This window comes from Carbonicoccus niuqiaonis (assembly GCF_050157065.1).
GTDB lineage: Bacteria > Actinomycetota > Actinomycetes > Propionibacteriales > Propionibacteriaceae > Avipropionibacterium.
The window spans coordinates 3,791,366-3,816,882 of record NZ_CP189573.1 but is presented as its reverse complement, the minus strand read 5'-3'; the positions used below and the strand labels follow the sequence as shown (position 1 = coordinate 3,816,882).

Here is a 25,517-nt window from a genome sequence, read left to right as displayed (position 1 = left end):
GGCGAACGGAGTTGCTACTCCCCGGTAACCATTGTGCTACTCGCGAGTAACAAAGGCAAGGCGGTGTGGTCAGAAGCAGGGGTGTGGTCAGAAGCAGGGGTGTGCTCAGAAGAAGGTGATGGAGTGTGGCGGGGTGTGCAGGTCGGACATGGCCGCGAACCGCGTGATGGCCTCGGGGCTGCCGCCGATGCGGCCGGCCTCGACCATCCGGCTGGTGGTGGTGCCGCCGAGCCACAAGGAACTTGCGGTCTCGATGTCGACGGTGACCTCGGCGGGATCGGTGGTCCGGGTGACCTCGGCCCGGCCGTCGGCCGCGCGGATGGCGTACGAACCGTCCGTGAAGCCCATCGGATCGGTGATCCCCAACACGATCTCGCCGTCGGCGAGCCAGGGGCGGGCGGCCAGACAGCGCTCGGCATCGAGCAGTCGGAACCACAGGCTGTCCGACACCCCGGTGATCTTGTAGCCGCCACGGTCGATGATGCTCCACGGCAGCGGATCGTCGAGCGGTGAGTTGTTCACCACGATCTTCTCGACCAGGTCGATCGAGGCGAGGAACTCCCACAGGCCGATGCGGGCCGTCCGGTTGAGCGCGATCAGGTCGCCCACCTTGATCGTCCGCGGCCTGGTCGAGCGGTCGACCTCGTACGCCACGTAGCCGTCGCACTCCCCGGCTGCGTCCAGGTGGACGGCCAGCCGCAGCTTCCGGCCCTTGGCGTCGGCGTCGAAGTCGAACTCGTTGGTCAGCCACAGTCGATAGTGGTCCGGGCGGTCGATCGAGCCGCGCGTCGTCGCGTGGAACCGGGTGAAGACGCCGGAGATCATGTCCCAGGAGGTCTCGGGCTTGACCATCCTGATCCGGCCCTCAGTGTCGGCCAGACCCGGACGGTGCGCAAACTTCACCGACGTGTCGACCTCGACCGACTGTTCGAAGGTCCCCGGACCGAAACCGAACCGGCCATAGATCGTGGCCTCGGTGACGGTCAACGCGGCCACCGGGAGCCCGGCCTCGTACGCCGCGGTCAGATCGGCCGTCATCATCGTGCGCAGCAGGCCGCGCCGCCGGTGGGTCGGGCTGACCGTGACGTCGGTGATCATGTGCACCGGAAGCAGCTCACTGCCGGTCTGGATCGTCTTGTCGAAGCTGGCGAACGTGGCGACCGGCAGGCCGTCCGGCTCGTCCGGGTCGGGGAGGACCCGCATCGTCACGTCGTCCGCGCTGACGGTGGGCAGCCAGTGCTGGAACGCGTCGTCGGTGGCGCGGGGCATGTGGAAGCCGAACTGTGTCGCCTCGAAGAACGTTCGGATCCGCTCTTCGGGGCTGGTCTTGGTCCAGGTCTGCAACTCGTCCGCCATGGGTGCCACCGTAACGGGGCCATCAGTCACGATGACAGGATGGTCCGGCGGCGGAGCAGTCTGACAAGGAGCAGAAGCGTGACGGCGATCGAACCCAGTCGGTCCACACGTGTGGTGGCGAAGACCCCGGCGGTGGGGACGCGGGGCATGGTCGTCGCCCACAACCTGCAGGCCGCGGAGGTGGGAGCAGCCCTGCTGCGCGACGGGGCGAGCGCCTTCGACGCCGCGATCGCGATGAGTTTCACCACCGCCGTCCGTGAGGTCGCGATGAACGGGATCGGCGGTGTCGGGGTCCTGCTGGCCCACTCCGCCGAGACCGGCGAGACCTCCGAGATCAACTTCTACGGTCGGACCCCACAAGGGCTCGCCGAGGACACCTTCGTACCCCACCTGCTGCCGGCCGACACCAAGACCTCGATGGGGTTCCGCGGAGTGGCCGACGGACGTACGGACCGGGGGCCGCTGTCAGTGGGGGTGCCGACGTACGTGGCCGGGCTGGCCGAACTCCACCGCCAGTTCGGCACCCGGCCGTGGGCCGAACTGCTGCAGCCGGCGATCGACCTTGCTGAGCAGGGATTCGAGCCCGATGAGGAGGACGTCGTCCAGTTCGCGACCCGGCTGCACCTGTTGCAGGAGGACGCGGAGTTCGTCCGGGTCCACCTGACAGACGGGCTCCCCAGGCCCACGGGCTTCTACGAGGGATCGGGTGTTCCGATCCGGCAGCCCGATCTTGCCGCGACGCTGACCGAACTGGCCGTCGGCGGTCCCGCGGTCGTGCACGGTGGCCGGATCGGACAGGTGATCGGTGATCATGTCCAGGCGATGGGGGGTGTGCTGTCGAGCGACGACCTCGCGCGCTACGAGGCCGAAACCACCGCCGGCCTGCGCGGCAGCTACCACGGTTACGAGATCATCACCAGCTCCGGGATGAACGGCGGGCTCACCCTGCTGCAATTGCTGAACCTGGCCGAACAGCTCGACCTGGGCAAGCTCTCCCGCGACGAGGGTGAGTTCTGGCACCTGGTCGCGGAGGTGATGCGGCAGGCGTGGACCGACCGGTTCTGCTACGCCGGGGACCCTGCCGGGACTGAGGTGCCCGCGGCCGGACTGGTCAGCAAGGAGTACGCGACCTCGGTGCTGCCGAACCTGTCCGGCGGGGTGGTTCGCGACCGGACCGCCCCGGGTGACCCCTGGGCGTACGACACCGTCGAGCGGGTGGATTGCGCGCCGGCCGGCGATCCGGGCGGGAACGACACCACCCACCTGGTCGCCGCCGACGCCGCGGGCAATGTGGTGACGCTCACCCAGACGCTCGGGCTGGCATTCGGCTCGGGTGTCGTGGTGCCGACCACCGGGATCCTGCTGCACGACATCACGATGTGGCTGAACCCGGAGCCGGGGACGCCGAACTCGGTGGGCCCGTGGAAGAAGCAGCTCGGTCATGCGACCCCGGTGCTGGTGCTGAAGGACGGCCGTCCGGTCGCTGCCCTCGGCGCACCCGGCGGCCGTCGGGTGGTGACCTCGGTGTTCCAGACCATCGTCAACATGATCGACTTCGGGATGGACGTGCAGACCGCGGTCGGCGAGCCCCGGATCCACCTCGAGGGTGCCGACCCCTCGGCACCGGACGGTCCGACCGTCCGGACACTGACCGTCGACGATCGGCTGCCGGATTCGATCATCGAGGACCTGGCCGGCCGCGGGCACGACGTCGTCCCGGTCCGGGAGACCGGCGGCATCTCCCACCTGGGCAAGCCGTTGGGCATCCAGTTCACCGGCGACGGCCTGGTCGGTGGGGTCGACGTGTTCCGCAAGTCGATCGGGATCGGGGTGTAGGTCCCGGTTGGCTGGGCGACCACTCAGCGAGACCGATCCGTTGGGTGTGAAAAGGTTTCGTCGTATGACACCCGGAAGGGCCGCCACCGTACGGTTCGACACGTCAACGCCGACCACGACGCTCCGCCCTCTCAACGGTGTCAACGGCACCTCCGTGTCGGGCAACTACTGGCTGGACCTCTCCGACTGGTACCGACGGTGGCAGATCCCGGTCGTCCGGCTGCACGACGCGCCGTTCGATGCGCACAACACCGTGGACCTGCACCACCTGTTCCCCGACCCGGAAGCGGACCCCGACGATCCGGCCAACTACGACTTCGTGCTGACTGACGACCTGATCAGCCATGTCCGGGCCACCGGCGCCGAGGTGTACTTCCGGCTGGGGGAGAGCATTGAGCACCAACCACGGCTGCGTTGGAACACGATGGCCCGCTGGCGCCCGGACGCGCTGGCGAGGGTGTGTGCAGGCGTGGTGCGCCACTACAACCACGGGTGGGCCGACGGTCACGAGTGGGGAATCCGCTACTGGGAGTTCTGGAACGAACCCCATGGGCCGAAGAACTGGGACGGCACCCCGGAGGAGTTCTTCGACCGGTACCGCGCCGTGGCCCCGGCGGTCCGGGCGGCGTCGCCGGTGGCCAAGGTCGGGCTGGCCGGGTTCACCACGACCATCGTCGACGACGAATCGCCGTGGGGCGCAGGGATCCGGGCGCTCGCTGCCGACGGGGTCCCGATGGACTTCCTGTCGTGGCACCGCTACCCCGCCAGCATCACCGAGTACACCGCCGGCGCGATCGCCATTCGCGAGTTCCTTGATCAGCTGGGACTGTCCGAGGTCGAGAGCCACCTGGGTGAGTGGGCGTTCCGTCCCGCCCACGGTGAGAACGGCCAGATCAACATCTTCGCCGCCTACAAGCGAGGTCGGTACGACCAGGTGAGCCAGCTGACCGCGGAGATGCAGGGCCCGGCCGGGCTCGCACACGTCCTGGGCGCCTTGATCAGCTTCCAGGGACTGCCGATCGACCAGGCCCACTACTACACCGCGAACACGTCTCCTCGCTGGGGCCTGTTCACCGCAGACGGTCTGGTTTCGCTACGGGGCTTGGCGTTCGAGCTGTACGGCGACTGCCTGCGACGCGGTGGGGCGGTCAACATCGCCGAGACCGACGATGCGGAGGTCCAGGCCATCCTGGCGCGCGACCGGGAGCTTCCCCGCTGGCGGGTGCTGCTGGCCAACACCGCCGCCGAGGTGGACACCGTCGAGGTCACCATCGAGCACGAGCACCCGTTGGCCGTCGAGCAGATGGCCGTCCATGACGGCAGCGGCCAGGTGGCGGTGCTGCCGCCGCTCCCGCATGCAGCGGGTCGAGTGACCCGGTTCACCGTGCCGGTGGCCGGGCCGGGGGTGGTGGTGCTGGATGTCGTGCCGGCATCCGAGGTCGTCGACACGCGATCGCCAGAGGTCAACGAACACGGACAGGACGGGGACTGGTGAGCACGGTGCGGGTGGCGGTGGCAGGACTGGCACGGGAGGGCAACTCCTTCGGCGGGGGCCTCGGCACGGTCGACGACTTCCGGCGTGACACCTGGTGCGAGGGTGATGAGATCTTCTCCCTCCTCGGCCGCAACGACTCGATGGCCGGTGCGCTGCAGGTCGCCGCCGAGCGTGGTGTCGAGATCATTCCGACCTTTCATGCCCGATCCGTCAGTGGCCCATCGGTGACCGCCGCCGCCCACGCCGAGTTGACCGAGCGGGTGCTCGCTGGCCTGGCCGCCGTGGTCGATCAGGTGGACGGGGTCTACCTCCGGCTGCACGGCGCCATGACGGCCGAGGGCTGCGACGACGTCGAGGGCGACCTGCTCAGGGCCGTACGCGAGCTCGTCGGGCCGGGGATGCCGATCGCGGCCAGCTTCGACCTGCACGCCCATGTCACCCGCGACATCGTCGAGGCGACCCCACTGCTGGCCGGCTACCTGACCTACCCCCACGTCGACATGGCCGACACCGGCCGACGTGCCATGACCTTGCTGCTCGACCAGCTCGCCGGGACCATCAACGGCACCGTCGGCTTCCGCAAGATCCCGGTGATGTCGGCCTCGGAGGTGCACGACACCAGCGCCGGTCCGGTCGCCGAGGTGGCCCGACTGCGCGACGAGTTGGTGGCCGCGGGGAAGATCCTCGACGGGTCGATCTTCACCACCCAGCCATGGCTGGACGTGACGGGACTCGGGTGGAGCGTCGTCGTGGTCACCGACGACGACGCGACCGGCGCCCAGCAGTACGCCGACGAGCTGGCCGCCGAGCTGTTCGATCGCCGGGAACGTCTTGTGGTGCACAAGGTTCCTCTGTCGGAGGCGATCGAACGTGCGGCAGCCCGGGCCGGCCGGGGCGGTCCGGTCGTCCTGGGCGACGGCGCCGACAGTCCATCGGCGGGCAGCACCGGAGATGGTGTGGAACTGTTGGCGGCCGTGCTTGCCGCTGACCTGCCGGGCCCCGCGTTGTGCACCGTGGTCGACCGGCCAGCCGTCGCCACGTGCCTGGCCGCAGGTCTCGGCGCCACGGTCACCGTCACAGTGGGGGGCACGTTGAGCCCGCACTTCTTCACTCCCGTGACGGTGACCGGCCGGGTGATCACCATCAGCGACGGCACCACCACCTCACCGACGCGGCCGATCAGCTCGGGCACCGGCGTCGTGCTCGCGATCGGCACCACCTACCTGGTGATCACCGAGCACCCCACGTCCATGGTCGATCCTCGGCTCTACCGGGCGATGGGGCTCGACCCGGACGGCGCCTGGCTGGTGCAGGCCAAGTCGGCCGGCCAGTACCGCGACGGTTTCGCTCACGTCGCCGGGGAGCTGGTGGACGTCGACCTGCGCGGCCCCTCGCAGCACGACCTGCTGTCGTTGCCGTTCCGACGTGCCACCCACGTGTGGTGGCCGAAGGATCGTGACGTCGTGCGTGGTTGGTGAGCCGTAGAGCGTCACGCCCTGCCACCTGTGTCAGCCGGGGGTATGGCGGAAAGATCCCGAGTGCTGCGTCTGGCGTCACCCGGACCTTACGATCGCCATCGCGTTGCCGCCGGTTGGGGACAGCAAGCGGAGGTTGCGGTCAACGACAGCCCCGCCAAGAACTGTCCGTCCTGTCTGGAATCATGGCAGCAGGGTGGATTGGTGGAGAGGGAAATGGGTAGAGAAAATAGACAGTCGGCGCGGTCGGATTCGGCGAACCTGACTGGGGCTGCGCGGCGCAACGAGGGCCGACGTCAGGTTGGCAATGGAACGCAGGACTACGGACGATACCGCCAAGGCGGTCACCGACACAAGGACGGGCTAGGCCGATCGGCTGCACGGTCAGGTCGCCCCTCGAGTAGTGCTGCAGTTCCCAAGCCAGTACCGTCGCCATGGGAAGAGCTGGCCCAAGACGCTGCCTTTCGCTTGGCAAGCTCCGACGTCCAGTCGGTGCGATTGGAAGTTCGTCAGAATGGCAACGCCCGGAAGACGCTGCTCGACTTAAGATTGGAATACGTGGGCGGCGTGGCCGAGGCACGCCCCTGGCTGTCGATTCACGTGACCGCGCCAACGTTGTTGGATGCGTTGGGCACCGCACCCATCAGGTGGACGAACGTACTGACAAGTCCGTGGACGCTACCGCTCCAACGCGCGGATGCCGCGGTGGTTCCTTGCGTCTTGATCTGGCGATCTTTGGGCCGCCCGGTCGACCACAAGCGTCTCCCGATGGCCTACGGGCGTCTCGCCGTCGGGATCGTTCGCGATGCGCTAAATGTCCGTGAGCCCACAAGGTTGAAGGTTGTCTACGCCGAGATCGACGGACCCCTTCGGGTCATGCCTACTTCCACTGTTAGGCGAGGTCCAGCCAAAGGCAAAGTACTCGGCACGTGCGACATGTGTGGTCATGATCTCCGCGACCCGCACTACGCGAACCTCGGCATCGGCCCTGAGTGCATAAAGAGCTCGACGGCACACCAGCGAAAGATGCAGCGGCTGGTGAACAACGCCGAGCGGTCCGGTCGGCCGTTGATTCAGCAGGCGAAGCGCGAACGAGCCTGGGTGCGGCAGGTCGTTGATCACTGGGGGCTAGGTGGCTGAGTCAGTGAGCGACGGCCAGTCCGGCGTGCATGACTCCGGGTGGCCCTCTTGACGTCAGCCACCGATCTGCGACTGCTCGAACGCCTGCTCGTACTCGGCGCGGATCTGGTCACCTCCGCCACTGCGGAAGTCGTCGAGCACGGCCGACAACTCGGTCAGTGGGCGACGGCCCTGCATGATCTGGTTGATCCCGTCGGTCAGGTCGCGGGTCAGGGCGGGACCCTTGTTGCTGTTGGTGGTCGAGTACAGCCCGAGTGTGGCGTCGGCACGACCGCGCTTGATCACGGTCTGCTGCAGGTCATGGAACGCCTTCGTCTTGTCCTGGTAGCCAGGATTGAAGATCACGAAGGGATTGCAGCCGATGTAGGTGGTCTCACGTGCGACCTCATCCAGTCCCTTGTCGGTCAGGACCGGGGTGCTCAGCTGGTCGTCCCACGTGTGGTGCACCCCTTCCTCACCCCAGCGGACATACAACTCCTCGGCGGAACCGAGTGGTGACGCCAGGTAGTTGATCACGTTGATGATCTCGCGGACGCGTTCGGGATCGTCCTGCTTGCGGATGGCCACCAGGCCGGTGATCCCGGGGCCCAATCGCTGCACACCGGGGCCACCGCCCTCCGCGGCCGGAGTGAGCATGAACTGCATGTCCAGGTCGCTGAAGTCGTCGTTCAGCATCTGTCCCCAGCCGATGCCGCCCCAGTTGTAGAAGACGAGGCCCCCGGTCTGGAAGAGCCCGGGTGAGTTGATGTTGGCGAACGAGTCAGGGTGGAGCACACCTGCCTGCCAGGCCTTGTTCGCCCACTCGAGGGCGGCTGCGAACTCGTCGGTCTCCTCGTTCTTGACGAACCGACCATCCACCTCGGCCCAGTTGTTCGGTGAGTCCCACATGGCGCACCCCAGAGCGGTGAGGACATGGGTGGGTACTCCGAAGGCGAACCGCTTGGCCTTCCGGTCCGTGACCTCCTCGGCCATGGCCAACACCTCCTCGGCGTTGGCGGGTTCGATGCTGACCCCGAGTCGTTCGGTGATCTCGCCTCGTACGATCCAGGTGCCGGTGCCCACGATGTTCTTGTGCGGGCATACCCCTGATCCGCCCGCCCTGGACCATCGATCGCCAACTGGTCGTGCTCAGGTTCGCCAGTCCCGGGTGCTGGAGCACGGCGTCGCCCGCGAAGTGATCAGTCAGGTCCTCGCACATCGCCTCCAGGACCTGCGGCAACTGGGGGTAGGCCATCGGGAACTTGATCACGTCGGGCAGGTCGCCACCGGCGATCAGGGTCGCCAACTTGGGCTCGTAGTCGGTGCCGGGAACGATCTGCATGTCCAGGGTCACACCCAGACGTTCGTTCAGGCCCTGCCACCAAGAGTTTCGGTCCATCGGAACCGGTGGCTGCACCTCTTGGTTGAGGAGCGCGGTGATGACGCCGCCGCGGCCGGGCGGCTCCGAGGTGACCGGCACCGCCGGCCGCGGGTAGGTGAGGTAGCCATTGGGTACCCCGACGGCGTCGCCGGGCAAGTCGGCCGGCACGGCATCAAGCGCCTGGTACGTGGGCAGCTCCAAGCCGGCGCCCTGCACGCCGCCCTCGGACTGCCGGCTGCCGCTGGTGCAGCCGGCGGCAGCTGCGGCGACGACGCCGATCCCGCCGCCGAGCAGCGCACGCCTGGACACGATCGGTGAACTCGACTCAGCCATGGTCAGCTCCTTCGCCATCCCTGCCACTCTGGTGGTCACGCCTGAGCCCGATCCCAGCCTCAACACGGTGGGTGCGGCGTGATTCCGATGGGATTCCCATGATGTAGAACCTGATCGACCGGGGCGGTTCATCCCGTGACACGAGGGGAGGGGTGTGCCGCCCGGAGAGACCATGCGCGTCTCGGTCCGTGACGGGGTCTTGACCGGTCGCTCGGAAAGGGCGATAGTTCAGAAAACTCACTGCATAATGCGGCGCCTCCGTTCGAGGTGATGTGATGCAGCCTTCCGAAGGAGGCACTGATGCCCATCGATGAGCCTGCGCGTCACAGCGCTGTCAACTCCGTCAATCTGACCCGCCGCACGCTGCTGGCTGGCAGCGCGGGCGCGGCCGCGGGCTGGGCCCTGCTGCCGGCCAGGGCATGGGCGGCCAGCCCGGTGGTCATCCACCAAGCCAGCAACGGGCAACTGATCATCGATTGGGCCCGCGACCTACCCGACCCGGCCGCCGTGACGGTGATGGCGGAGCCGGTGAACGGGCGGGCGGCGCCGGTCGCGCGACCGGTGACGGGGGTGCTCCGCCTGTCCGCCGAGCGCGTGCTGGTCGATTTCGCTCCGGTTTCATCTCCCGCCCGCGAGGCGATGCCGATCCGGTTCAGGTTCAGCGGTCCGACCGGCACCGGACTGAGTGACACCCTGGTGCTTCGGCCTGCGGTGCCCGTGGTCGACGACGGCGAACCCCGTGCCGTGGTGGTGCACGGCCGTGATGCCGATGATCAGACCCGCGCTGCGGTGACCCGACTGATCGACTTCGTGGCCAGGGCGACGTCGGTTGTCCTGACGGTGGTGCCACAAGGGGACGACCGGCTGGCCGGCGAGTTCACCGACATGCTGCAGATCCATGTCGGATCGGTGCCGGACGACCTGCGTCCGCAGGTGGACGACGCCCTTGACCAGCTGTCGGCGCAGGGGTTCGTCCTGTCCGTTGACCACCGGTTCGTCGTCCTCACCGGAAAGAGTTCTGTGGCCACCGGGTATGCGGTGGACGACTTTCTCGAACGGTGCGTCGGCGTGCGCTGGTTGATGCCCGAGGAGTTCGGCACCCACGTCCCTGAGCTCGCCTCGCTCTCGCTCACCCGCCAGTACCGGCTCGCCCAACCTGCCATTGAGTCCCGTGCGCCGCATCCGCTCCACATGCCCGGAGACGCGCCCCGCATCCGGATCAACCGTGCCCTGGGCGAACGGCTGCGGGTCCACAACTCGATCGAGGGCCACAACCACAACCTGTGGCGCATCTTCCAGCCCCGCCCGGGGCAGCCGTCCGAACACTGGCCCGAGACGCACCCCGAGTTCTACCCACTGCGGAACGGGGTTCGTTACATCCCCACCAACACGGTGGCCTGGCAACCCCAGTTCACCGAGCCCGGCACGGTGCAGGCCGCCATCGACTACATCGTCGGCTACTTTGACGAGGATCCCGATCGCACGTCGTTCTCCCTGGCGGTGAACGACTCCGGCGGATTCGCCGAAGCCGAGCCGGACCATCCGGCCAACCCCCATCGCACGAATTCCTTCGGCTTCAGCGATCTGTCCGACATCTACTTCAACTGGGTCAACCAGGTCGTCGAAGGCGTCCTCCGGACCCACCCGGACAAGTGGTTCGGAGTGCTCGCGTATCGGGAGGTCGCGGATCCGCCGAGCTTTCGACTGCACGAACGTGTCGTGCCCTACCTCACCAAGGAGCGCCTGACCTGGCTCGATCCCGAGCAGAAGCAGCTGGGCACGGCGTTGACCGAGGCGTGGTCCCAGGTGTCGGACCGGCTGGCCTTCTACGACTACGTCTACGGCGCTCGCTACCAGGTGCCGCGAGCCTTCCCCCACCATGTGGCCGACGTGCTGCGGTACGGCGTGGACCACGGGCTGGCGGCCTACTTCGGGGAGACCGACGTGACCTGGGCCGAGGGCCCCAAGGTGCACACCCTGACCAAACTCCTGTGGAACCCGCACCAGGACGTGGACGCCCTGCTCGATGACTGGTACGAGCATGCCGTCGGCCTCGAGGCCGCACCCTACGTGAAGCGCTACTTCGACCACTGGGAGGAGTTCTGGACCAGCCGGGTGCTGGACCTCCCGTGGTTCCAGAACCGCAAGGACATCACGTACCTCTCCTTCTATCTTGTCTCCTACCTCGCCGCCGTCGCGCCGGCGGAGATGGCGCAGTGCCGGTCGTGGCTGGAAGCCGCACAAGCACGAGTCCAGACAGCCGACCAGCAGTCGCGACTCCAGGTGATCATGGACGGCTTCGAGTTCTACGAGGCCACGGTGCTGAGCTACGCGCACCCGGTCGCGCCTCTCGCCACCCGCGACCAAGCGCTGGCGATGGTGGAGTTGATCAGGACCGAGACCGACCAGCTGGCTGCGTTGGGGCAACGCCGAGCAGAGATCCATGACCAGTGGTTCGTCGACCGGCCGATCCTGCAACCACAGCAGCGCCTGACCACGATCTTCGCCGAGTGGTCCGGGCTCCCGTCCAACCAGGCGTGGGCCTTGGTGGACTACGTGCGCGATCACGAATCCGACGGCGGCGAGGTGACGAATGCGCTCGGCACCTTGGCCGCGGAAACTGGCCTGGCGGCTCAGACGGCGGCACTGATTCTCAATGGTGCCGCCGGAATCCTGCTCACCCGCAACTCATCCTTCGAGTACGGCGATGAGTCGCCGGAGATCTGGGTGGGAGACCCACGCCGTCCCGACGACGCCTTCGTACGGTTGGTCGATCCGGAGAAGGCCTACACGGGGTCCGCCGTCTTGTGGGTGGGTGACATGCTGGCCGGCCGGCTGCACCAGACGTTCGCCGTCGAACCGGGGCTGTTGACGACCCGGGTGCGCTATCTGGTCGCCCCCGGGGGCGCCACCGGAGACACGACCTGGCTGGTCCTCGACCTGCTCGACGCCCAGGGCCGGGTCCTGGAGTCCCGGCGTTCGCTACGACAGGCCTATGCCGACACCGTCGGGTCGTGGACCACCATCGGCATGACGGAGCCGGTTCCCGCCGAGATCGGCGGTGCGCCCGTGGCGGCGGCTCGGGTCGGGCTGGAGGTGAACGGGCACGCCGGCAACGGCAACCTCTACATCGACGACTTCGAAGCCGTGCAGTCGGCAGCGCACATTCCACCGGGTGCGGCGATCGAGCTGGTCGAGGTCCAACCGGGCACGGTGACGGTGCAGTTGGACGGCACTCCGAGCCGTACGCCAACGCCCCAGGACTTCACCCTCGTGCGCCGGGTGAACGGCACGGCCGCCCAACTCTCGACCGCGACGCTGAGCTGGGATGAGACCGCACGCACGGCGACCTTCACCGTCCCGGCACCGACCACCGAGACCATCTGGGAGGACCACGTGGTCGTGGAAGCCGTCTTCGACGGTGGACTGCCGGTGCAGTCTGCGCCACTGCTGGTGGCGGGAGACACTGCTGGTTGGACGCAGTGGGTGACCAATCCATCGTTCGAGGACTGGCCGGACCCCGCGACACCTCCGGCCGACTGGGGCATCTGGCGGGAGCCCCGATTCACCCGCGATGACGACGCCAGAACCGGATCCTTCGCGTTGCTGGGAACGGGTATGAGCTCGGCAGAGAATGCTGCCGGCGGTGGCGGGCCCCGTCAGCTCGCCGTACCCATCATGGTGGGCGAACACCGCGCGGTGGTCCGCGTGAAGGCGTCGTCGACCAGCCAAGGGACGGTCCGTTGGGCGATCCGGCTACGGACGGAGGCCGGCGCTGTCGTAGTCACCCACACGTCTGACCCGACACCGTTCGCTACCTCGGCCGGGGAGTGGTTGCCCGTCGGCCTGCACTTCGACGTGGCAGCGGCCTATGGCACGCGAACGGTGACCAACGTAGACCTGATCATCTACGTCAACGACCTGCCACTGGGCAGTCACGTGTTGTTCGATGACGCCGAGGTCTTCACCCGGGAGTGAACTCAACTCCGCTCATTGACCACCGCCGACGTCGAGCTGGGCAGCCGACGTCGTGCGGTGTGCGATGTGCTCGCGGATCTTTCGGGGGTCAGTGAGGCAGCCTTCCTCGATGACGTGTGTGTCGTGGCGCCTCAGGTCACCACCACCTGATGCGTACCGGCCGCCAGAGTCATGGTCAGCACCTGTCGCCCGGCGTCGAACTGGACCCCGGCCGGTTCCCCGTTCACGGTGACCATGGTCGCCGTCCGCACGTGGAAGCTGACAGCTTGATCAACAGGTGTCGTGATCGTCACGAGGGTCGCCTCGTCGTGGTGCAGCACGCCAAGATCAACTGCTGAGGTGCAGGCCAGCAGGCGACGGGCGCGAGCGATGGCGGAAGTGGCCCGGGTCAGGGCGTACCGCTCCACTGCCGGCCCGCGGTCGAACGCGACCAGGAACTGCTCGGCGTCGGTGCGAACCCCTTCCAGCACGGCGGAAGCCGCACCCGTCCGCAGCCCGATCACGTCGGTCAACGATCGCTCGCCCGCTGGTCGGGTCACCACCGCGCCGACCGCAGTGTCACTGATCACTCGCCGCGCCGCGAGTGTCGGCAGCGGCTGCGGATCGACCGGAGTGCCGGTCCGTACGATCTGGAAGGCGTCCACCGAGATGAAATAGCCGGCCGACGATGCGTTGTGACCCGTCACCGTCAGCCGCACCTTGTGGGTGCCGGCGGTGAGCGACAAACTGCCGAATGAGACCGCATCCAGCAGCGTGATCTCGGAGCGATAGGTGTCGACCACGCTGCCCAGCGGTTCGCCGTCGATCGACAGTCGCAGTTGCGCATACGACGGCGATGTGCCGAACCAGAACCGCACGTCGTACGACCCGGACTCCGGCAGGTCAATGGTGAACTCCACCCAGTCACCGACGGCGGTCGAGCGCAGGAACACCACGGTCGCGCCGCTGATCGACAGGTTCCGCGATCCCGGCCCCGAGGTGACCATCGGCAACGTCTCGGCCTGAAGCAAGCCTGGCGTGTTCCGCGCGCCAGCCTGCAGCAGCGTCATGATCTCGGCCTCTCGGGCCGGCGCCCCACTGCTGACGTGGAGCTGCTGCCCGTACTCCTCGGCGCCGTCGTAGGGGGCCAAGGTGATCGTGCGTGGCTGGTCGTCCAGCAGGGTCAGCCGCAGCTGGGCCGAGTTGTTCCACTGATCAACGACGCGGCCAACCCGGCTGTTGCCCAACGGGAAGTGGGCCCCGTCGATCAGGTAGTCGGTGCCCGATCCAGCACCGAGTCGCCAGTCGTAGACATGCGACTCCGGCGCGGCCAACGTGTCGATCATCAGGTAGTACTGGTCGGGGAGCGCGACCACAGACCGGTCGAAGACGTCCAGCGGCGTCGTCTCGTACGCCTTCGCCGCGGAGCCGACCACGTACACGCACGCATCCGAGACCACCCCGGCTCGCATCGATCCACGCCCCTGCGGGAAACCCTGGCGCACGCCCTGACCATGACCATCGACGAACACCGTGTACGGGCTGACCTTCGATCGCGCCTGGTCGACGGTCGTGGCGTTCATCGCGATGGGTGCCACGGCCATGGGTGCGGTTGCCCTGGTCCGCGCTCGGCGGTGCGCCGGCCGCGGGCGGACGGGTGCCACGGTGGCGTTGGCGCTGGGGCCGCTGTGCATGGTCGGCGGCATCATCAACTGGGCGCTCGCCGACGGCGGCCTGGGTACCGGCAATGGCGTCGTGGCCGGTGGGATGTCGCTGGCCCTCGGGCTGACTGCGACGGTGCTCGGCGGTCTGGCACTGGCCCGGACCCGGCGATCGACGGAAGCGCCGACCCACTGACGATGTACCTCGCGTTGACATACGTAGTGCCTCACGTCAAGATGCCCCGCGAAACGGCTTCGGTGCCTCACGTAGGTTTGCCCGCGAATCTGGTGTCGATCAGGAGGCCTTGATCTTGACGCCTCGGCTGGCGTCGGGCAGGGCGGGCGGGATGCTGGCCAGGTAGAGCTGTTCGGTCTTTTCCTTGGGCAGTTTGAGCAGCACGGTTTGCAGGTCGGCGATCTGGCGGCCGATCGCGGCCGGGTTCAGGCTGTCGCGGTGGGCGGTCAGTTCGGCGGTCTGGGCCGGTGCGAGGACGTTCGCGGCGAGGAGTCGGTCCAGCGGGGTCTGTGGCTTGTCGTAGAGCCGGGTTCGGCGGCCGTTGCGGTCGGTGCCGTACCCGACCGGCTTCTTGGTCGGGGTCAGGTAGTTCAGCCGGTCGTTGACCAGCGGCCACAGCCGGTTCAGCACTGTCCGTTCCTCGGTGGTGTCGTAGCGGTAGTAGAAGCCGTACTTGCGGACCAGGTGGTTGTTCTTCGACTCGATGGTGGCCTGGTCGTTCTTCTTGTAGGGCCGCGAGCGGGTGAAGAAGATCTCCATCTCACTGGCCCACTTGATCACGGCCTTGTTGAGGAACTCGCTGCCGTTGTCGAAGTCGAGCCCGGTCACCTCGAACGGGATCTCGACCACGCCGGCCTTCAACGCCGCGAGGACGTGGATGTGGGCGTTGTTGCGAACGGTGCGGGTGAACACCCAGCCGGTGTGGACGCACGTCAGGTTCACCGTGCGGGCGAATTCGCCCTTCAACGTCGGACCGCAGTGTGGGACCGTGTCACCCTCGAAGAACCCGGGCTCGGCCTCGACCTCGTCACCGGCCCGCCGGATCTTGATCGAACTTCGCAGCAGGGTGAGGGTTTCGTTGTTGCGACACCCCGGATCTGGTCGGTCGCCTTCGCTGGGGCGAGGTAACGGTCGATCCGAGGCGGGGGTGTCAAATGGGGTGTGTAAGCGGGTCGCTCCAACAGGAAGCGGTGCGCTTCCGGAAGGGTGATCCTCATGGATTCCAAGATCAACAACAACAAGGGGTCGGCGGTGCCTGGTGAGGTACGTGAGCAGATCGCTGACATCGTTGAGCAGGCGCAGCGTGACGGGCTCCAGCTGACGGGTGAGGGCGGTGTGTTGCCGGACCTGATCAAGCAGGCCGTGGAGGCTGCGTTGCAGGGTGAGATGACCGCCCATCTCGGCTACGAGAAGTACGCGGTGGAGGGTCGGGGTAGCGGTAACTCCCGCAACGGTGCGACATCGAAGACGGTCCAGACCGCGGCCGGGCCGGCCGAGGTCGAGGTGCCGCGGGACCGGCAGGGTACGTTCGAGCCGGTCACGGTGCCGAAGGGGGCCCGTCGGCTGACCGAGTTCGACGACATGGTGATCAGTTTGTATGCCAAGGGCCTGACCACCCGTGACATCGCCGAGTGGCTGGCCCAGACCTACGGTGCCCAGCTCAGCCACGAAACCATCGCCAACATCACCGACAGCGTGAACGACCTCGTCGTGGAATGGCGGTCCCGGCCGTTGGACGAGGTCTACCCGATCGTCTACATCGACGCGATCCGGGTCCGGGTCCGCGACAACGGCGCGGTCCGGATCAAGGCCTGCCACCTCGCGGTCGGGGTCGACCTCGAGGGCCGCAAACGCGTGCTGGGACTGTGGATCGAGCAGACCGAAGGGGCCCGGTTCTGGCTCGGCGTGCTGAACGAGCTCCGCCACCGCGGGGTCCGTGACGTGCTGATCGTGTGCTGTGACGGGCTGACCGGCCTGCCCGCCGTGGTGGAGCAGGTCTGGCCCGACGCGCTGGTCCAGACCTGCGTGGTCCACCTGATCCGCAACAGCATGCGCTACGCCTCCTGGAAGGACCGCAAAGCGATCGCCGCAGCGCTCCGGCCGATCTACACCGCCCCCAGCGTCGCCGCCGCCGAACACGCCCTCGACACGTTCGCCGCCTCCGAGATCGGACGCCGCTGCCCGGCGGTGGTCGATGTCTGGCGCCGCGCCTGGAACGACCTGGTGCCGTTCCTCGACCTGCCCGCCGAGATCCGCCGGGTCGTCTACACCACCAACGCCATCGAATCGATCAACTACCAACTCCGCAAGGTCTCCAAGACCCGCGGCCAGTTCCCCTCCGACGACGCGGTCTACAAGATCCTCTACCTCGCCGTCTGCGACATCGAGACCCGCGACAAGCCCCGAGGAGGTGACCCGAAGAAACGCAGCATCCTCTCCTGCGGAGCCGGCACCCACGGCTGGACCGCCGCCCTCAACCAACTCGAAATCATCTACCCCGGCCGACTCCCGGCCACCATCTGAACCACAACCATCAAGACCCGTTTACACACACAACTTGACACGCTCATCGAGGCAGCCGACATGGCGAGCAGCTCGGCACGCACCCCGGGTGTGTAGCGGTCACAGCCCTCCACGAGTTCGCCGTGGCGTTCCAGCCCGTCGAGTTGGAGCTGCATCGACGCCGCCAGGTACTCCCCGCACTGACCGCCCGATGCTGCCCACACCTTCTGAAGGACCAGCCGGGCGTCGTAGGAGAACTTGTCCGCCCGCCGCTTCCTGGCCCTTCTCGCGACCTGCCGGCTGGCGCCCGGAGCCTACCCGGCAGCCCCGACGAGCCGACGCCGCGCGTTGTCACGCGACCAGCCCGTCACCGCCACGACCTGGTCCAGGACCCGGCCCTTGTCCTTCTTCGAGGCCTTCAGATACGCCTTCGCGTACCTCGTCGTAACCTCGGCACGAGACCGCATCGACAACTCACTCCTCATACCCAACGAGGGTCACCGCTTCGCGGGCACTCCTACGTGAGGCACCGAGCGTGTTTCGCGGGCAGTCTTGGTGAGTCGCGTCGACATATCGCAGTCGACAACCCGGCGGAATACAATGAGGGCATGGACATTCGGGCCCGACGGCGAGCCGCGGGCATGACTCAGGCGCAGCTTGCGCGTGCTGCGCGGGTGGCCCAACCGAACCTCTCCGCGTACGAGAACGGCCGGCGTGCACCAACCAAGTCCCGAAGTCCTTGCCCGGCTTGAGCAGGCGCTCGTCGGACGACCATCCGTCCGTGTCGAGCGGCACCGCGACCGTATCCGCTATCTCGTGACCCAACATCGTGCGACGGAGCCGCGTGTGTTCGACGTGCTGGTGGAGTTCACTGATGACGCAACCCTGCTGGACGAAGTCGGGTTGCGGCTGGCGTTGTCCGACCTGCTCCAGGACCCGCATCGGGTCTGGCGCACTCTCACGCGTGACATCCCTGAGCTGCGGAGTCTCTGAGACCGTCATCCCCGGCTCGCGCTGACCGAGTGTCGTGGCGCCTCAGATCGCATGGCCCGTCCGCGTGTTGGACTGGGCTCTTGACTGACTCCGCCAAGGTTCAGGATATTTTCTGCATACTGCAGTTCTCGAAGAGGAGTCTTGCCATGTCCGTCACTCAGCCAGCTGTCCCGTCAGCCCCGCTTGAACCCCAACCCCGACTCGACCGGCGGCGGGCGCTCCGCGGCATCGGGGTCGCCGGCCTGGGCGCGGCCGTCGCAGCGGTGTCGGCCCGGCCCGCCCACGGCGAGCCGCTGCCGGCGGCCCTGGCGGAGGCTGACGTCCACGCCGTGACGATCGCCGAACTCCGTCAGACCGCCACCGCTGAGGCCGATCATCGCTACTGGGTGATCGACGAAGGTCGCGAGGGCATGTTCTTCCTCGACGCCGAGGACCACACCACCGCCGACGACAACGGGCTCGTCCTGGTGTCCCGCGGCGGGCACCGGTTCAAGCGGGTGTTCAGCGGTGCGATCCACATCGACTGGTTCGGCGCCAGGGCCGACTACGATCCGGTCGCCAGGACCGGGACGGCCAACGACGACGCCTTCGCACAAGCGCTGGCGGCGCTGAGCAGGTACGACCAGCGGATGGTGCGCTACGGCCACCGCAACGCGTTGCCGCCCATCGAGTTCGGGACCGGCGCGTACCTGTTCACCCGCAAGCAGTTCACGCCGACCGCGTACCCGGCGTTGATGGGGTTCCACCTCATCGGGCAGGGGATGTACGCCACCAACATCCACTTCGACTGCCCGGAGGGCGTCAACGGCACGGACAACTACTTCCTGTACAACGACAACCGGCTCTTCGCCTGGCACATGGAAGGGCTCTCGTTCTGGGGTGTGACCGGCACCGAACGGTTCATGTACGTGTACTCCACCGGGACCGCGGGGAAGGCGTTCCACGTCAAGTGCTCCTGGGAGAACTTCCGGATCGGCTTCGACATCGTCGCGGGACGGGCCAACGCCGACCTGGTGAAGTTCGAGTTCTGCCGCATCCAGATGCTGGCTGCAGACTCGATCTTCTGGCGCTCCGACAACACCCAGTCCGTGATCAACGAGTTCATCGCCTGCGACATGCACACCTACGGCACGATGTGGAAGTTCACCAAGGGCGGCATCCTGAACGTGTTCGGCGGCTCGTTCACGACCTTCAACGACGGCTGCCTCCTGGACGTGGACGACCCGGGTGCCACCGGTGTCGGGGTCGGCAACGGGCAGTTCCTGTTCGTGGGAGTCAAGCCAGAGATCCGGCAACGGTCGGCCATGGTAAGGCTCAACGCCCCGGAGGCCCACGTGGTGATCGAGGACTCCCAACTCGTGATCGGCAACAGCAACTTCGCGCAGAACTGGGCGGCAGGGACCGCGTACGCGGAGGGCGCCATGGTGCGCGTGGGCGCGGAGCACCCGAGCATGGGCCGTGCCTACGTGGCGACCAGGGCCCACACCGCCGCCGACGCCAACCGACCTCTCACGGGTCGAGACGCCGACCAGGTGTGGCGCCCCACGTACGAGATCGACGTCCGGTCCGGCTCCGTGGTGATCAACGGCGGAACCTGGGCCTACATCAGCCGGCTCACCTACGGCAACGACGATGTCGAGAACGCGACCAAGCGGCCGCAGTTGCTGGTCAACGACGCGTGGCTGGTCAACCCGTTCGCCGACTCGGTGGACATCGTCGCCGAAGGTGAGATCAGCAATGTCGGTTCGCGTCCACGAGCGATCGCCGACGGTTGCCAGCCGTACACGGGCGGCTTCCCGACGGCGTACTGGGCCGGCCCACACGACCCGGTCGACGTGGCCTTGGGTGCACGGGAAGGCTTCTACGGGCACACGCTGCCGGTGAAGCGGTACGTCTTCCGGGCCTTCGCGGGCAACGCTGAGGGGCTGCCGGCCCAGGCCGACGGGGGCCGTGAGCTGAGGCTGCCCCGCGGCGCGAACGTGCTGCGGGCCACGGTGGTCGGCGACGCCACGTCCACGGCGGCGATCACCGTGACCACGCACGACGGCGCCGTACAGCTGTGGCCGGTACCCGACAATCGCAAGTACGTGCCTGACCTCTGGTACGAGGTGGGGACCGAGGCCGAGCGCGTGATCAAGGTCAGCTCCGCGCTCGCGACACGCGCCGAGGGCTTCGTGGTCATCGAGTACGTGTGACCGGCGCCTGCTTCGAGCCCCGCGCCGGGTCACCAACCTTCCTGGCATGCTCGGACGACATCTCGTACGGATCCGGTGGCGAGACAGACCGCCCGGGCCCGCCGGCGCGTCCGGTGATCCCCCGGTGACGCGCCGGCCGGGCGCACGGTGCCGATCACACGCGGATGGCCCAGGCGAGGTCGACGTAGATCCTGCGGATGGTGGCGGCACTCAGACCCGTGAGGTAGATGTATCTCCCGGTGGTCTCGTAGGTCCAGTCCCCGAAGGCAGTCACGGTGACGTAGTCGCCAGAGGCGAAATCCGACAGTGGGTAGTGCTCGACGGTGGAGAAACCCGGTGTGGTGTCCGTGGGAAGCTTTGGATAACAGCCCAACTCGAAGTGCAACTGGTCGAGATCAGCACCGTCGACGAGGTCCATACGGACCCGGAACTGGACCTTCCAACGCCCTTCACTGGGCAGATTCGACAGCTTGAGCTGTACCAGCCACGACGTCTGACCGGGCATGATCGCGGCGAGGTGGTCGGAAGCCAGCGCGTCGACCGCCCGTTCGCCTTGGGCGAGGACACCGTCCTCGTACAGCTGATAATCGTCGGCGGCGACATCGGCGAGCTCGGGCGGGAGTGCCGGGGCGACGCGCTGCCCCTGCAGGTCGTACAAGGCTTGCAGGGTGTTGAGGCCGCCATGGCGGTATCGCCACGACTGCCGACCGGTGGCGTTCCAGTTGGCCACCTGGCGATCGACCAAGGAACCGTGGTCGATCGACCACGGTTCCCCGGCCGTGGCGGACTCGGTCTGGTACGTGACCCGGTGGATGATGGTCCAGTGATCAATCGCCATCTGGAGCTCGGTCACGTGGGCGGCATGCGTCGGGTCGCCGGCAGCCAGTGCGGCGGCTTCGCCGAGGAGCGCCTGGGCATCCCGGACCGTCCGCCAGTCGAGATAGGGCGTCATGAGTGTCGATGACGTGACGCAGCCCATCCGGTAGCTGGAGGCTTCCCCGTCGTCAGCAACGCGACGAAGGAGCTGGTGGATGATCGGGCCGGCTCCAGCGCCGTAGTATCCCTTGCAGTGTTGAAGAATGAGGTCGTCGACGTCTTGCGCAGGGTCCCACATGATCTTGCCCAACAACCAGCCCTTGAGAGCGGCGTTCTCGTTGCCGGCGAGCGCCCAGGACGACTCAAGTTGGTAGCCCTTGATCGCGTCGGACTGGGCCGCCCGTTGGAGTGTTTCGGCGTGGGACCAGTAGTCGGCGCACAGGAAGAACATGTCGTTGAAGGCGTAGCCGTAGTCCCAGATCAAGATCTCGCTGGTGAGCTCGCGCCAGCCGTCCAGCTGGGTTCCTTCACCAAAGTTCGCGTTCATGCCCGACCACAGGCTGCGTGCCATGGTGGCGAGGATGGGTGCGTAGGTGATGACGACGTTGTCCTCGACGGCCATGCCGGTCGGTGGGCGCTGGGAGAAGAGGTAGGCCTGGGTCTCAAGGCGTGCCGTGGGAACCTGTGCCTTGAGACCACGAGCGGTTTCGTTGATCAGGTGCAGTACGGGGGCGGCCAGTGTGTCGCCGTGCTGGGCGGCGAAGGCGGCGGAGGCCGGGTCAGGTGTCACCCACGCGGTGTCGTTGACGTGGAAGGGGTGGGAAGCGTCGCCCCAGTTGGCGATCCGCGTCTGCACCTTGGGGACCAGTGAGCTCACCGCAGCCGCAGTGGTGCGTGGATCCATGCACAACAGTTGCGTCGTTGCCCACAGTGTCTGGTCAGTGACGACCTCTTTGAACTGGCCGGGGTGGATGCCTGGCCACCACAGCGACCCGGCCGCCCATGCCGGATCGGGTGGCGGCTCATTTCCGTCGGGCACGGGGCGCATGGTCAGCAGGTTGCGATGCCCCCACGGGGTGTTCTTTGCCTCCTTGGAGAGTACGGACCGGTGCAGCAGCCACGGACTCTGGTCAGAGTTGAGTCGGGCGTCGGTGATCGACAGGGTCGGCAGACTGGGCACGAACGTCGTGTCCGGGCTGTACCACTCGACGCCGATCAGGTTGGTCAGGAACCAGAACACGCCGTGCAAGGTGCCGGCATGGTTGGCACCGGCGATGATCAGGTCCGCACCGGTGAATCGCAGGCTGAACCGATCCGTTGTGGTGACTCCATCATCGGCGAGCACGATCGGATTGCGACCCACGCGAGCCCTTCGCGACAGCCGCGTCGGCAGTGACTGACCCACGGCGATCGTTGGGTTCGCTTCGGTCACCGACGAGACGTCGACCACGGGAAAGGTTGCGCCCGTGACCTGCCCGAGCCATTCCGACAGCTCTCGAGCCGCAGTCTGGACGGGCGCCGGCGCTGCACTGTCGACGCTGATCACGTACTCCGTTGTTCCGTTGCGGCTCAGGGTCAACGTGGGTGAGGCCTGCGCGGGTCGGGTGCCGAGCAGTGCTGCTGCCGTTCCTGCCGCTCCGGCGAGGATGGTCCTACGAGCCACTGTCGCGTGGCTGGGTCGTTGATCTGCATTCGTCATCGAACGCTCCCGGGGGAAAAAGGTAGATTTCGGCACTATGGCATGCCGTGTTCGGGGCCGCAACCGGTAACCGCGATTCGTCTCGCCGTCGTCACCATCAGGGCCAAGCTGCACCCACCGGCCATTCCGGGCCCACGAAGATGACGGCCCCTGGACCAGAGGCCACATGTCGGCGGAGCCGCCACGCTACCAGGGCTAGAATCCCGTGTGCCTTCTGACACCCCCGACCCCGCGCAGCACGCCATCGACCCGGCCGACCTGGCGGTGACGCTGCGCGTCCTCCGCGAGATCGCCGACGTTGACCAGAAGCACCCCGACTTCATCGCCGTACGACGGGCGACGGCCGGCATGTTCAAGGCGGCCAAGAAGGCGCGCCGACAGGAGATCCGCGAGGCCATCGCCGAGGCCGACCGCGCGGTGGTCGCCGCGACGGCGACCGGGGCGCCCGATCGGATCGACGACGAGACCCGCGGCATCCCGATCAGCCCGACGACGACGGCACCGACCGCCGGCACGCTGCGCAAGGCGCGGCCCTGCTACATCTGCAAGCAGCCGTACACGTTGGTCGACGCGTTCTATCACCAGCTGTGCCCGAGCTGTGCGGAGCTGAGCCACGCCAAGCGGGAGGCGCGGACCGACCTCACCGGCAAGCGGGCCCTGCTCACCGGCGGGCGGGCCAAGATCGGCATGTACATCGCGCTGCGGCTGCTCCGCGACGGTGCCCACACCACCATCACCACCCGGTTCCCGCGCGACGCCGTACGCCGGTTCTCGTCGTTGCCGGACTCCGGCGACTGGATCGGCCGGCTCAAGGTGGTCGGCATCGACCTGCGCGATCCCGCCCAGGTCATCGGGCTCGCCGAGGACGTCGCCGCCGCCGGCCCACTCGACATCGTGATCAACAACGCGACCCAGACCGTACGACGATCACCCGGGGCGTACCAGCCGCTCGTCGACGCCGAACTGGCTCCGCTGCCCGACGGACCGCTGCCGGAGCTGGTCACCTTCGGCCACACGAACGACCCGCACCCACAGGCGCTGGAGCGGTCGGTTGCCGCTCACCCGGTGCTGGCCGCAGCCGCGGTGAGGGCGGAGGAACTGACCGAGCAGGCGATGGCGGCGGGCTCCAGCTCCCTGGACCGATTGGCAGCCGGTACGGCCATCGACGCGGGTGGACTGCTGCCCGACCTCGACGAGATCAACTCCTGGACCCAGCGCGTTGATCAGGTCGACCCGCTCGAGATGCTCGAGGTGCAACTCGCCAACACGACCGCACCGTTCCTGCTGATCTCCAAGCTGCGCGCCTCACTCGCGGCCAGTGCGGCCCGGCGGACCTACGTCGTCAACGTCAGTGCCATGGAGGGCGTCTTCGCCCGTGGCTACAAGGGCCCCGGGCACCCGCACACCAACATGGCGAAGGCCGCGGTGAACATGTTGACCAGGACCAGCGCCCGGGAGATGTTCGAGTCGGATCGCATCCTGACGACCAGCGTCGACACCGGCTGGATCACCGATGAACGCCCGCACCCGTTGAAGGTGCGGATGGCCGAAGAGGGCTTCCACGCCCCACTTGATCTTGTCGACGGCGCCGCTCGGGTGTACGACCCGATCGTGCGCGGCGAGGCCGGCGAGGACCTCTACGGCGTCTTCCTGAAGGACTATGCGCCGGCGGCCTGGTGACACGCTCCGCCAGCAATTGGCTGTCGCGGCCCGGTGACGGGCTGGCACAATGGGCCCTCACCACCACGAGGAGGTGAGCCAGCATGGCTCAGCACGCGAAGGGTCCCCAGTCCGCCAGCGGCGCCCCGGAGGATCCGGCCGACGAGATCAAGCGGCGGATGAGGGAAGCGCTCGAGCGCAAGAACCAGCAGTCGCACGCCCACGCCGAAGGCGCCCAGCAGGACGGCAGCGAGAAGATGCACGGCCTGACCGGCCACGTCGACACGCAGAACTACCGGCGCAAGGCCGGCGGCGGCGGTTCCTGAGTCGTCGGTATCTGACCGGGTTCGGCGTCGAGCGGAAACGGCTCGTCAGCGAAGAGCTGCCCCCGGATCCGGTGGGCCTCACCGGCGATCGTGTGTTCCCCGGTGACGTGGGTCCGGGCGGCAGCCTCGGCCCGATCGGGGTCTCGTGCCTCGATCGCCGCCACGATCGCCCGATGCTCGGCCAGGTTTGAGGTGGCGAGCTCGTGGGAGATGGGCAACACGGCCCGATAGCGGTTCACCTTGCCGACGGTCCGATCGATCAACTCCGCCAGCACGGGCAGCTGTGAACACTGCGCCACCGACAGGTGGAAGCGCCGGTTGAGCTCCAACACGTCGTTGAGCTGGCCCAGCGCCAATCGGTCTGCCAGTTCGGCCAGCTGGGCGGTCAGTCCCCGAAGTTGATCATCGGTCCGTGCGGTGGCGGCGAGTCGTGCCGCAGTGGGCTCCAGGCTGCCGCGGGCGGCACGGATCCCGGCGAGTTCACGCCAGGACAACGGCGCCACCACCGCCCCGGCGTGGTGCCGATAGTCGACCAGGCCTTCGGAGGTCAGTCGACGCAGTGCCTCCCGGACCGGGATCTTGCTGATGCCCAGCCGTCGGGCGATGGCGTCGGCATTGATCGGGGTCCGGGGCAGGAACTCCCCGGCCAGGATCTGCTCCCGCAGCCACGCGTACGCCACATCGGCCTTGGACTCCAC

General features: G+C 67.5%; 18 protein-coding genes. 12 read left to right on the top strand and 6 right to left on the bottom strand.

Going from position 1 to position 25,517, the window contains the following annotated elements; genetic code table 11:
* Window positions 1-105: 105 nt before the first annotated feature.
* Window positions 106-1,356: a GNAT family N-acetyltransferase gene (locus ACQBAU_RS17380; RefSeq protein ID WP_465255440.1), complete on the bottom strand. Its 1,251-nt coding sequence runs from the start codon at window positions 1,354-1,356 to the stop codon at window positions 106-108.
* A gap of 78 nt (window positions 1,357-1,434) precedes the next feature.
* On the opposite strand from ACQBAU_RS17380, the gene ACQBAU_RS17375 reads away from it, so the two are divergent.
* The 3 genes from ACQBAU_RS17375 to ACQBAU_RS17365 all read left to right on the top strand — a co-directional run bounded on the left by ACQBAU_RS17375 (window position 1,435) and on the right by ACQBAU_RS17365 (window position 6,165).
* Window positions 1,435-3,192: a gamma-glutamyltransferase family protein gene (locus ACQBAU_RS17375; RefSeq protein WP_465255441.1), complete on the top strand. Its 1,758-nt coding sequence runs from the start codon at window positions 1,435-1,437 to the stop codon at window positions 3,190-3,192.
* Window positions 3,193-3,256: 64 nt separating this feature from the next.
* Window positions 3,257-4,687 (top strand): GH39 family glycosyl hydrolase, encoded by a 1,431-nt coding sequence (locus ACQBAU_RS17370; RefSeq protein WP_465255442.1) that lies wholly within the window; start codon window positions 3,257-3,259, stop codon window positions 4,685-4,687.
* Complete coding sequence (locus ACQBAU_RS17365; RefSeq protein ID WP_465255443.1) at window positions 4,684-6,165, top strand: M81 family metallopeptidase; 1,482 nt, start codon at window positions 4,684-4,686, stop codon at window positions 6,163-6,165. Before ACQBAU_RS17370 ends, ACQBAU_RS17365 begins: the two co-directional genes overlap by 4 nt.
* Before the next feature lie 1,191 nt (window positions 6,166-7,356).
* Here ACQBAU_RS17365 and ACQBAU_RS17360 read toward each other — a convergent pair.
* Window positions 7,357-8,364, bottom strand: coding sequence for a type 2 periplasmic-binding domain-containing protein (locus ACQBAU_RS17360; RefSeq protein WP_465255444.1), 1,008 nt, complete (start codon window positions 8,362-8,364; stop codon window positions 7,357-7,359).
* 425 nt (window positions 8,365-8,789) lie between these two features.
* Between ACQBAU_RS17360 and ACQBAU_RS17355 the strand changes: the two genes are divergently transcribed.
* Window positions 8,790-9,077 carry a hypothetical protein gene (locus tag ACQBAU_RS17355; RefSeq protein WP_465255445.1) on the top strand — a complete coding sequence of 96 codons (288 nt, stop codon included), beginning with the start codon at window positions 8,790-8,792 and terminating at the stop codon, window positions 9,075-9,077.
* 218 nt (window positions 9,078-9,295) lie between these two features.
* Window positions 9,296-12,973 (top strand): DUF4838 domain-containing protein, encoded by a 3,678-nt coding sequence (locus tag ACQBAU_RS17350; protein ID WP_465255446.1) that lies wholly within the window; start codon window positions 9,296-9,298, stop codon window positions 12,971-12,973.
* Window positions 12,974-13,104: 131 nt separating this feature from the next.
* Here ACQBAU_RS17350 and ACQBAU_RS17345 read toward each other — a convergent pair whose 3' ends face one another.
* Complete coding sequence (locus ACQBAU_RS17345; protein WP_465255447.1) at window positions 13,105-14,556, bottom strand: carbohydrate-binding protein; 1,452 nt, start codon at window positions 14,554-14,556, stop codon at window positions 13,105-13,107.
* On the opposite strand from ACQBAU_RS17345, the gene ACQBAU_RS17340 reads away from it, so the two are divergent.
* Window positions 14,555-14,809, top strand: a complete 255-nt coding sequence (locus ACQBAU_RS17340) for a DUF6223 family protein (RefSeq protein ID WP_465255448.1) — start codon at window positions 14,555-14,557, stop codon at window positions 14,807-14,809. The genes ACQBAU_RS17345 and ACQBAU_RS17340 overlap by 2 nt on opposite strands.
* 99 nt (window positions 14,810-14,908) lie before the next feature.
* Here the strand turns inward: ACQBAU_RS17340 and ACQBAU_RS17335 are convergent, their stop codons facing one another.
* Entirely contained in the window at window positions 14,909-15,595 is a 687-nt protein-coding gene (locus ACQBAU_RS17335; protein ID WP_465259408.1) for an integrase catalytic domain-containing protein, read from the bottom strand.
* Window positions 15,596-15,844: 249 nt separating this feature from the next.
* Between ACQBAU_RS17335 and ACQBAU_RS17330 the strand changes: the two genes are divergently transcribed.
* From ACQBAU_RS17330 to ACQBAU_RS17315, 4 genes are all read left to right on the top strand, one after another.
* Complete coding sequence (locus ACQBAU_RS17330; RefSeq protein WP_465255449.1) at window positions 15,845-17,152, top strand: IS256 family transposase; 1,308 nt, start codon at window positions 15,845-15,847, stop codon at window positions 17,150-17,152.
* A 587-nt stretch (window positions 17,153-17,739) separates the two neighbouring features.
* Window positions 17,740-17,883: a helix-turn-helix domain-containing protein gene (locus ACQBAU_RS17325; RefSeq protein ID WP_434549628.1), complete on the top strand. Its 144-nt coding sequence runs from the start codon at window positions 17,740-17,742 to the stop codon at window positions 17,881-17,883.
* Window positions 17,846-18,124 (top strand): hypothetical protein, encoded by a 279-nt coding sequence (locus ACQBAU_RS17320; protein WP_434549794.1) that lies wholly within the window; start codon window positions 17,846-17,848, stop codon window positions 18,122-18,124. The genes ACQBAU_RS17325 and ACQBAU_RS17320 overlap by 38 nt, the downstream gene beginning before the upstream one ends.
* 146 nt (window positions 18,125-18,270) lie before the next feature.
* Entirely contained in the window at window positions 18,271-20,319 is a 2,049-nt protein-coding gene (locus ACQBAU_RS17315) for a hypothetical protein (RefSeq protein WP_434549627.1), read from the top strand.
* Window positions 20,320-20,473: 154 nt separating this feature from the next.
* On the opposite strand, the gene ACQBAU_RS17310 is transcribed toward ACQBAU_RS17315, so the two are convergent.
* Window positions 20,474-22,948 carry a DUF4838 domain-containing protein gene (locus ACQBAU_RS17310; RefSeq protein WP_465259407.1) on the bottom strand — a complete coding sequence of 825 codons (2,475 nt, stop codon included), beginning with the start codon at window positions 22,946-22,948 and terminating at the stop codon, window positions 20,474-20,476.
* Between the two features lie 93 nt (window positions 22,949-23,041).
* On the opposite strand from ACQBAU_RS17310, the gene ACQBAU_RS17305 reads away from it, so the two are divergent.
* Window positions 23,042-24,514, top strand: coding sequence for an SDR family NAD(P)-dependent oxidoreductase (locus ACQBAU_RS17305; RefSeq protein ID WP_465255451.1), 1,473 nt, complete (start codon window positions 23,042-23,044; stop codon window positions 24,512-24,514).
* A gap of 83 nt (window positions 24,515-24,597) precedes the next feature.
* Window positions 24,598-24,819, top strand: a complete 222-nt coding sequence (locus tag ACQBAU_RS17300) for a DUF5302 domain-containing protein (RefSeq protein WP_465255452.1) — start codon at window positions 24,598-24,600, stop codon at window positions 24,817-24,819.
* Here the strand turns inward: ACQBAU_RS17300 and ACQBAU_RS17295 are convergent.
* Window positions 24,786-25,517 carry a GntR family transcriptional regulator gene (locus tag ACQBAU_RS17295; RefSeq protein WP_465255453.1) on the bottom strand — a complete coding sequence of 244 codons (732 nt, stop codon included), beginning with the start codon at window positions 25,515-25,517 and terminating at the stop codon, window positions 24,786-24,788. The genes ACQBAU_RS17300 and ACQBAU_RS17295 overlap by 34 nt on opposite strands.

Coding starts and splice junctions, on each gene's coding strand:
- ACQBAU_RS17380 (WP_465255440.1), bottom strand. CDS start 1,356: ATGGCGGACGAGTTGCAGACCTGGACCAAGACCAGCCCCGAAGAGCGG.
- ACQBAU_RS17370 (WP_465255442.1), top strand. CDS start 3,257: ATGACACCCGGAAGGGCCGCCACCGTACGGTTCGACACGTCAACGCCG.
- ACQBAU_RS17350 (WP_465255446.1), top strand. CDS start 9,296: ATGCCCATCGATGAGCCTGCGCGTCACAGCGCTGTCAACTCCGTCAAT.
- ACQBAU_RS17340 (WP_465255448.1), top strand. CDS start 14,555: ATGGGTGCGGTTGCCCTGGTCCGCGCTCGGCGGTGCGCCGGCCGCGGG.
- ACQBAU_RS17345 (WP_465255447.1), bottom strand. CDS start 14,556: ATGGCCGTGGCACCCATCGCGATGAACGCCACGACCGTCGACCAGGCG.
- ACQBAU_RS17330 (WP_465255449.1), top strand. CDS start 15,845: ATGGATTCCAAGATCAACAACAACAAGGGGTCGGCGGTGCCTGGTGAG.
- ACQBAU_RS17325 (WP_434549628.1), top strand. CDS start 17,740: ATGGACATTCGGGCCCGACGGCGAGCCGCGGGCATGACTCAGGCGCAG.
- ACQBAU_RS17315 (WP_434549627.1), top strand. CDS start 18,271: ATGTCCGTCACTCAGCCAGCTGTCCCGTCAGCCCCGCTTGAACCCCAA.
- ACQBAU_RS17300 (WP_465255452.1), top strand. CDS start 24,598: ATGGCTCAGCACGCGAAGGGTCCCCAGTCCGCCAGCGGCGCCCCGGAG.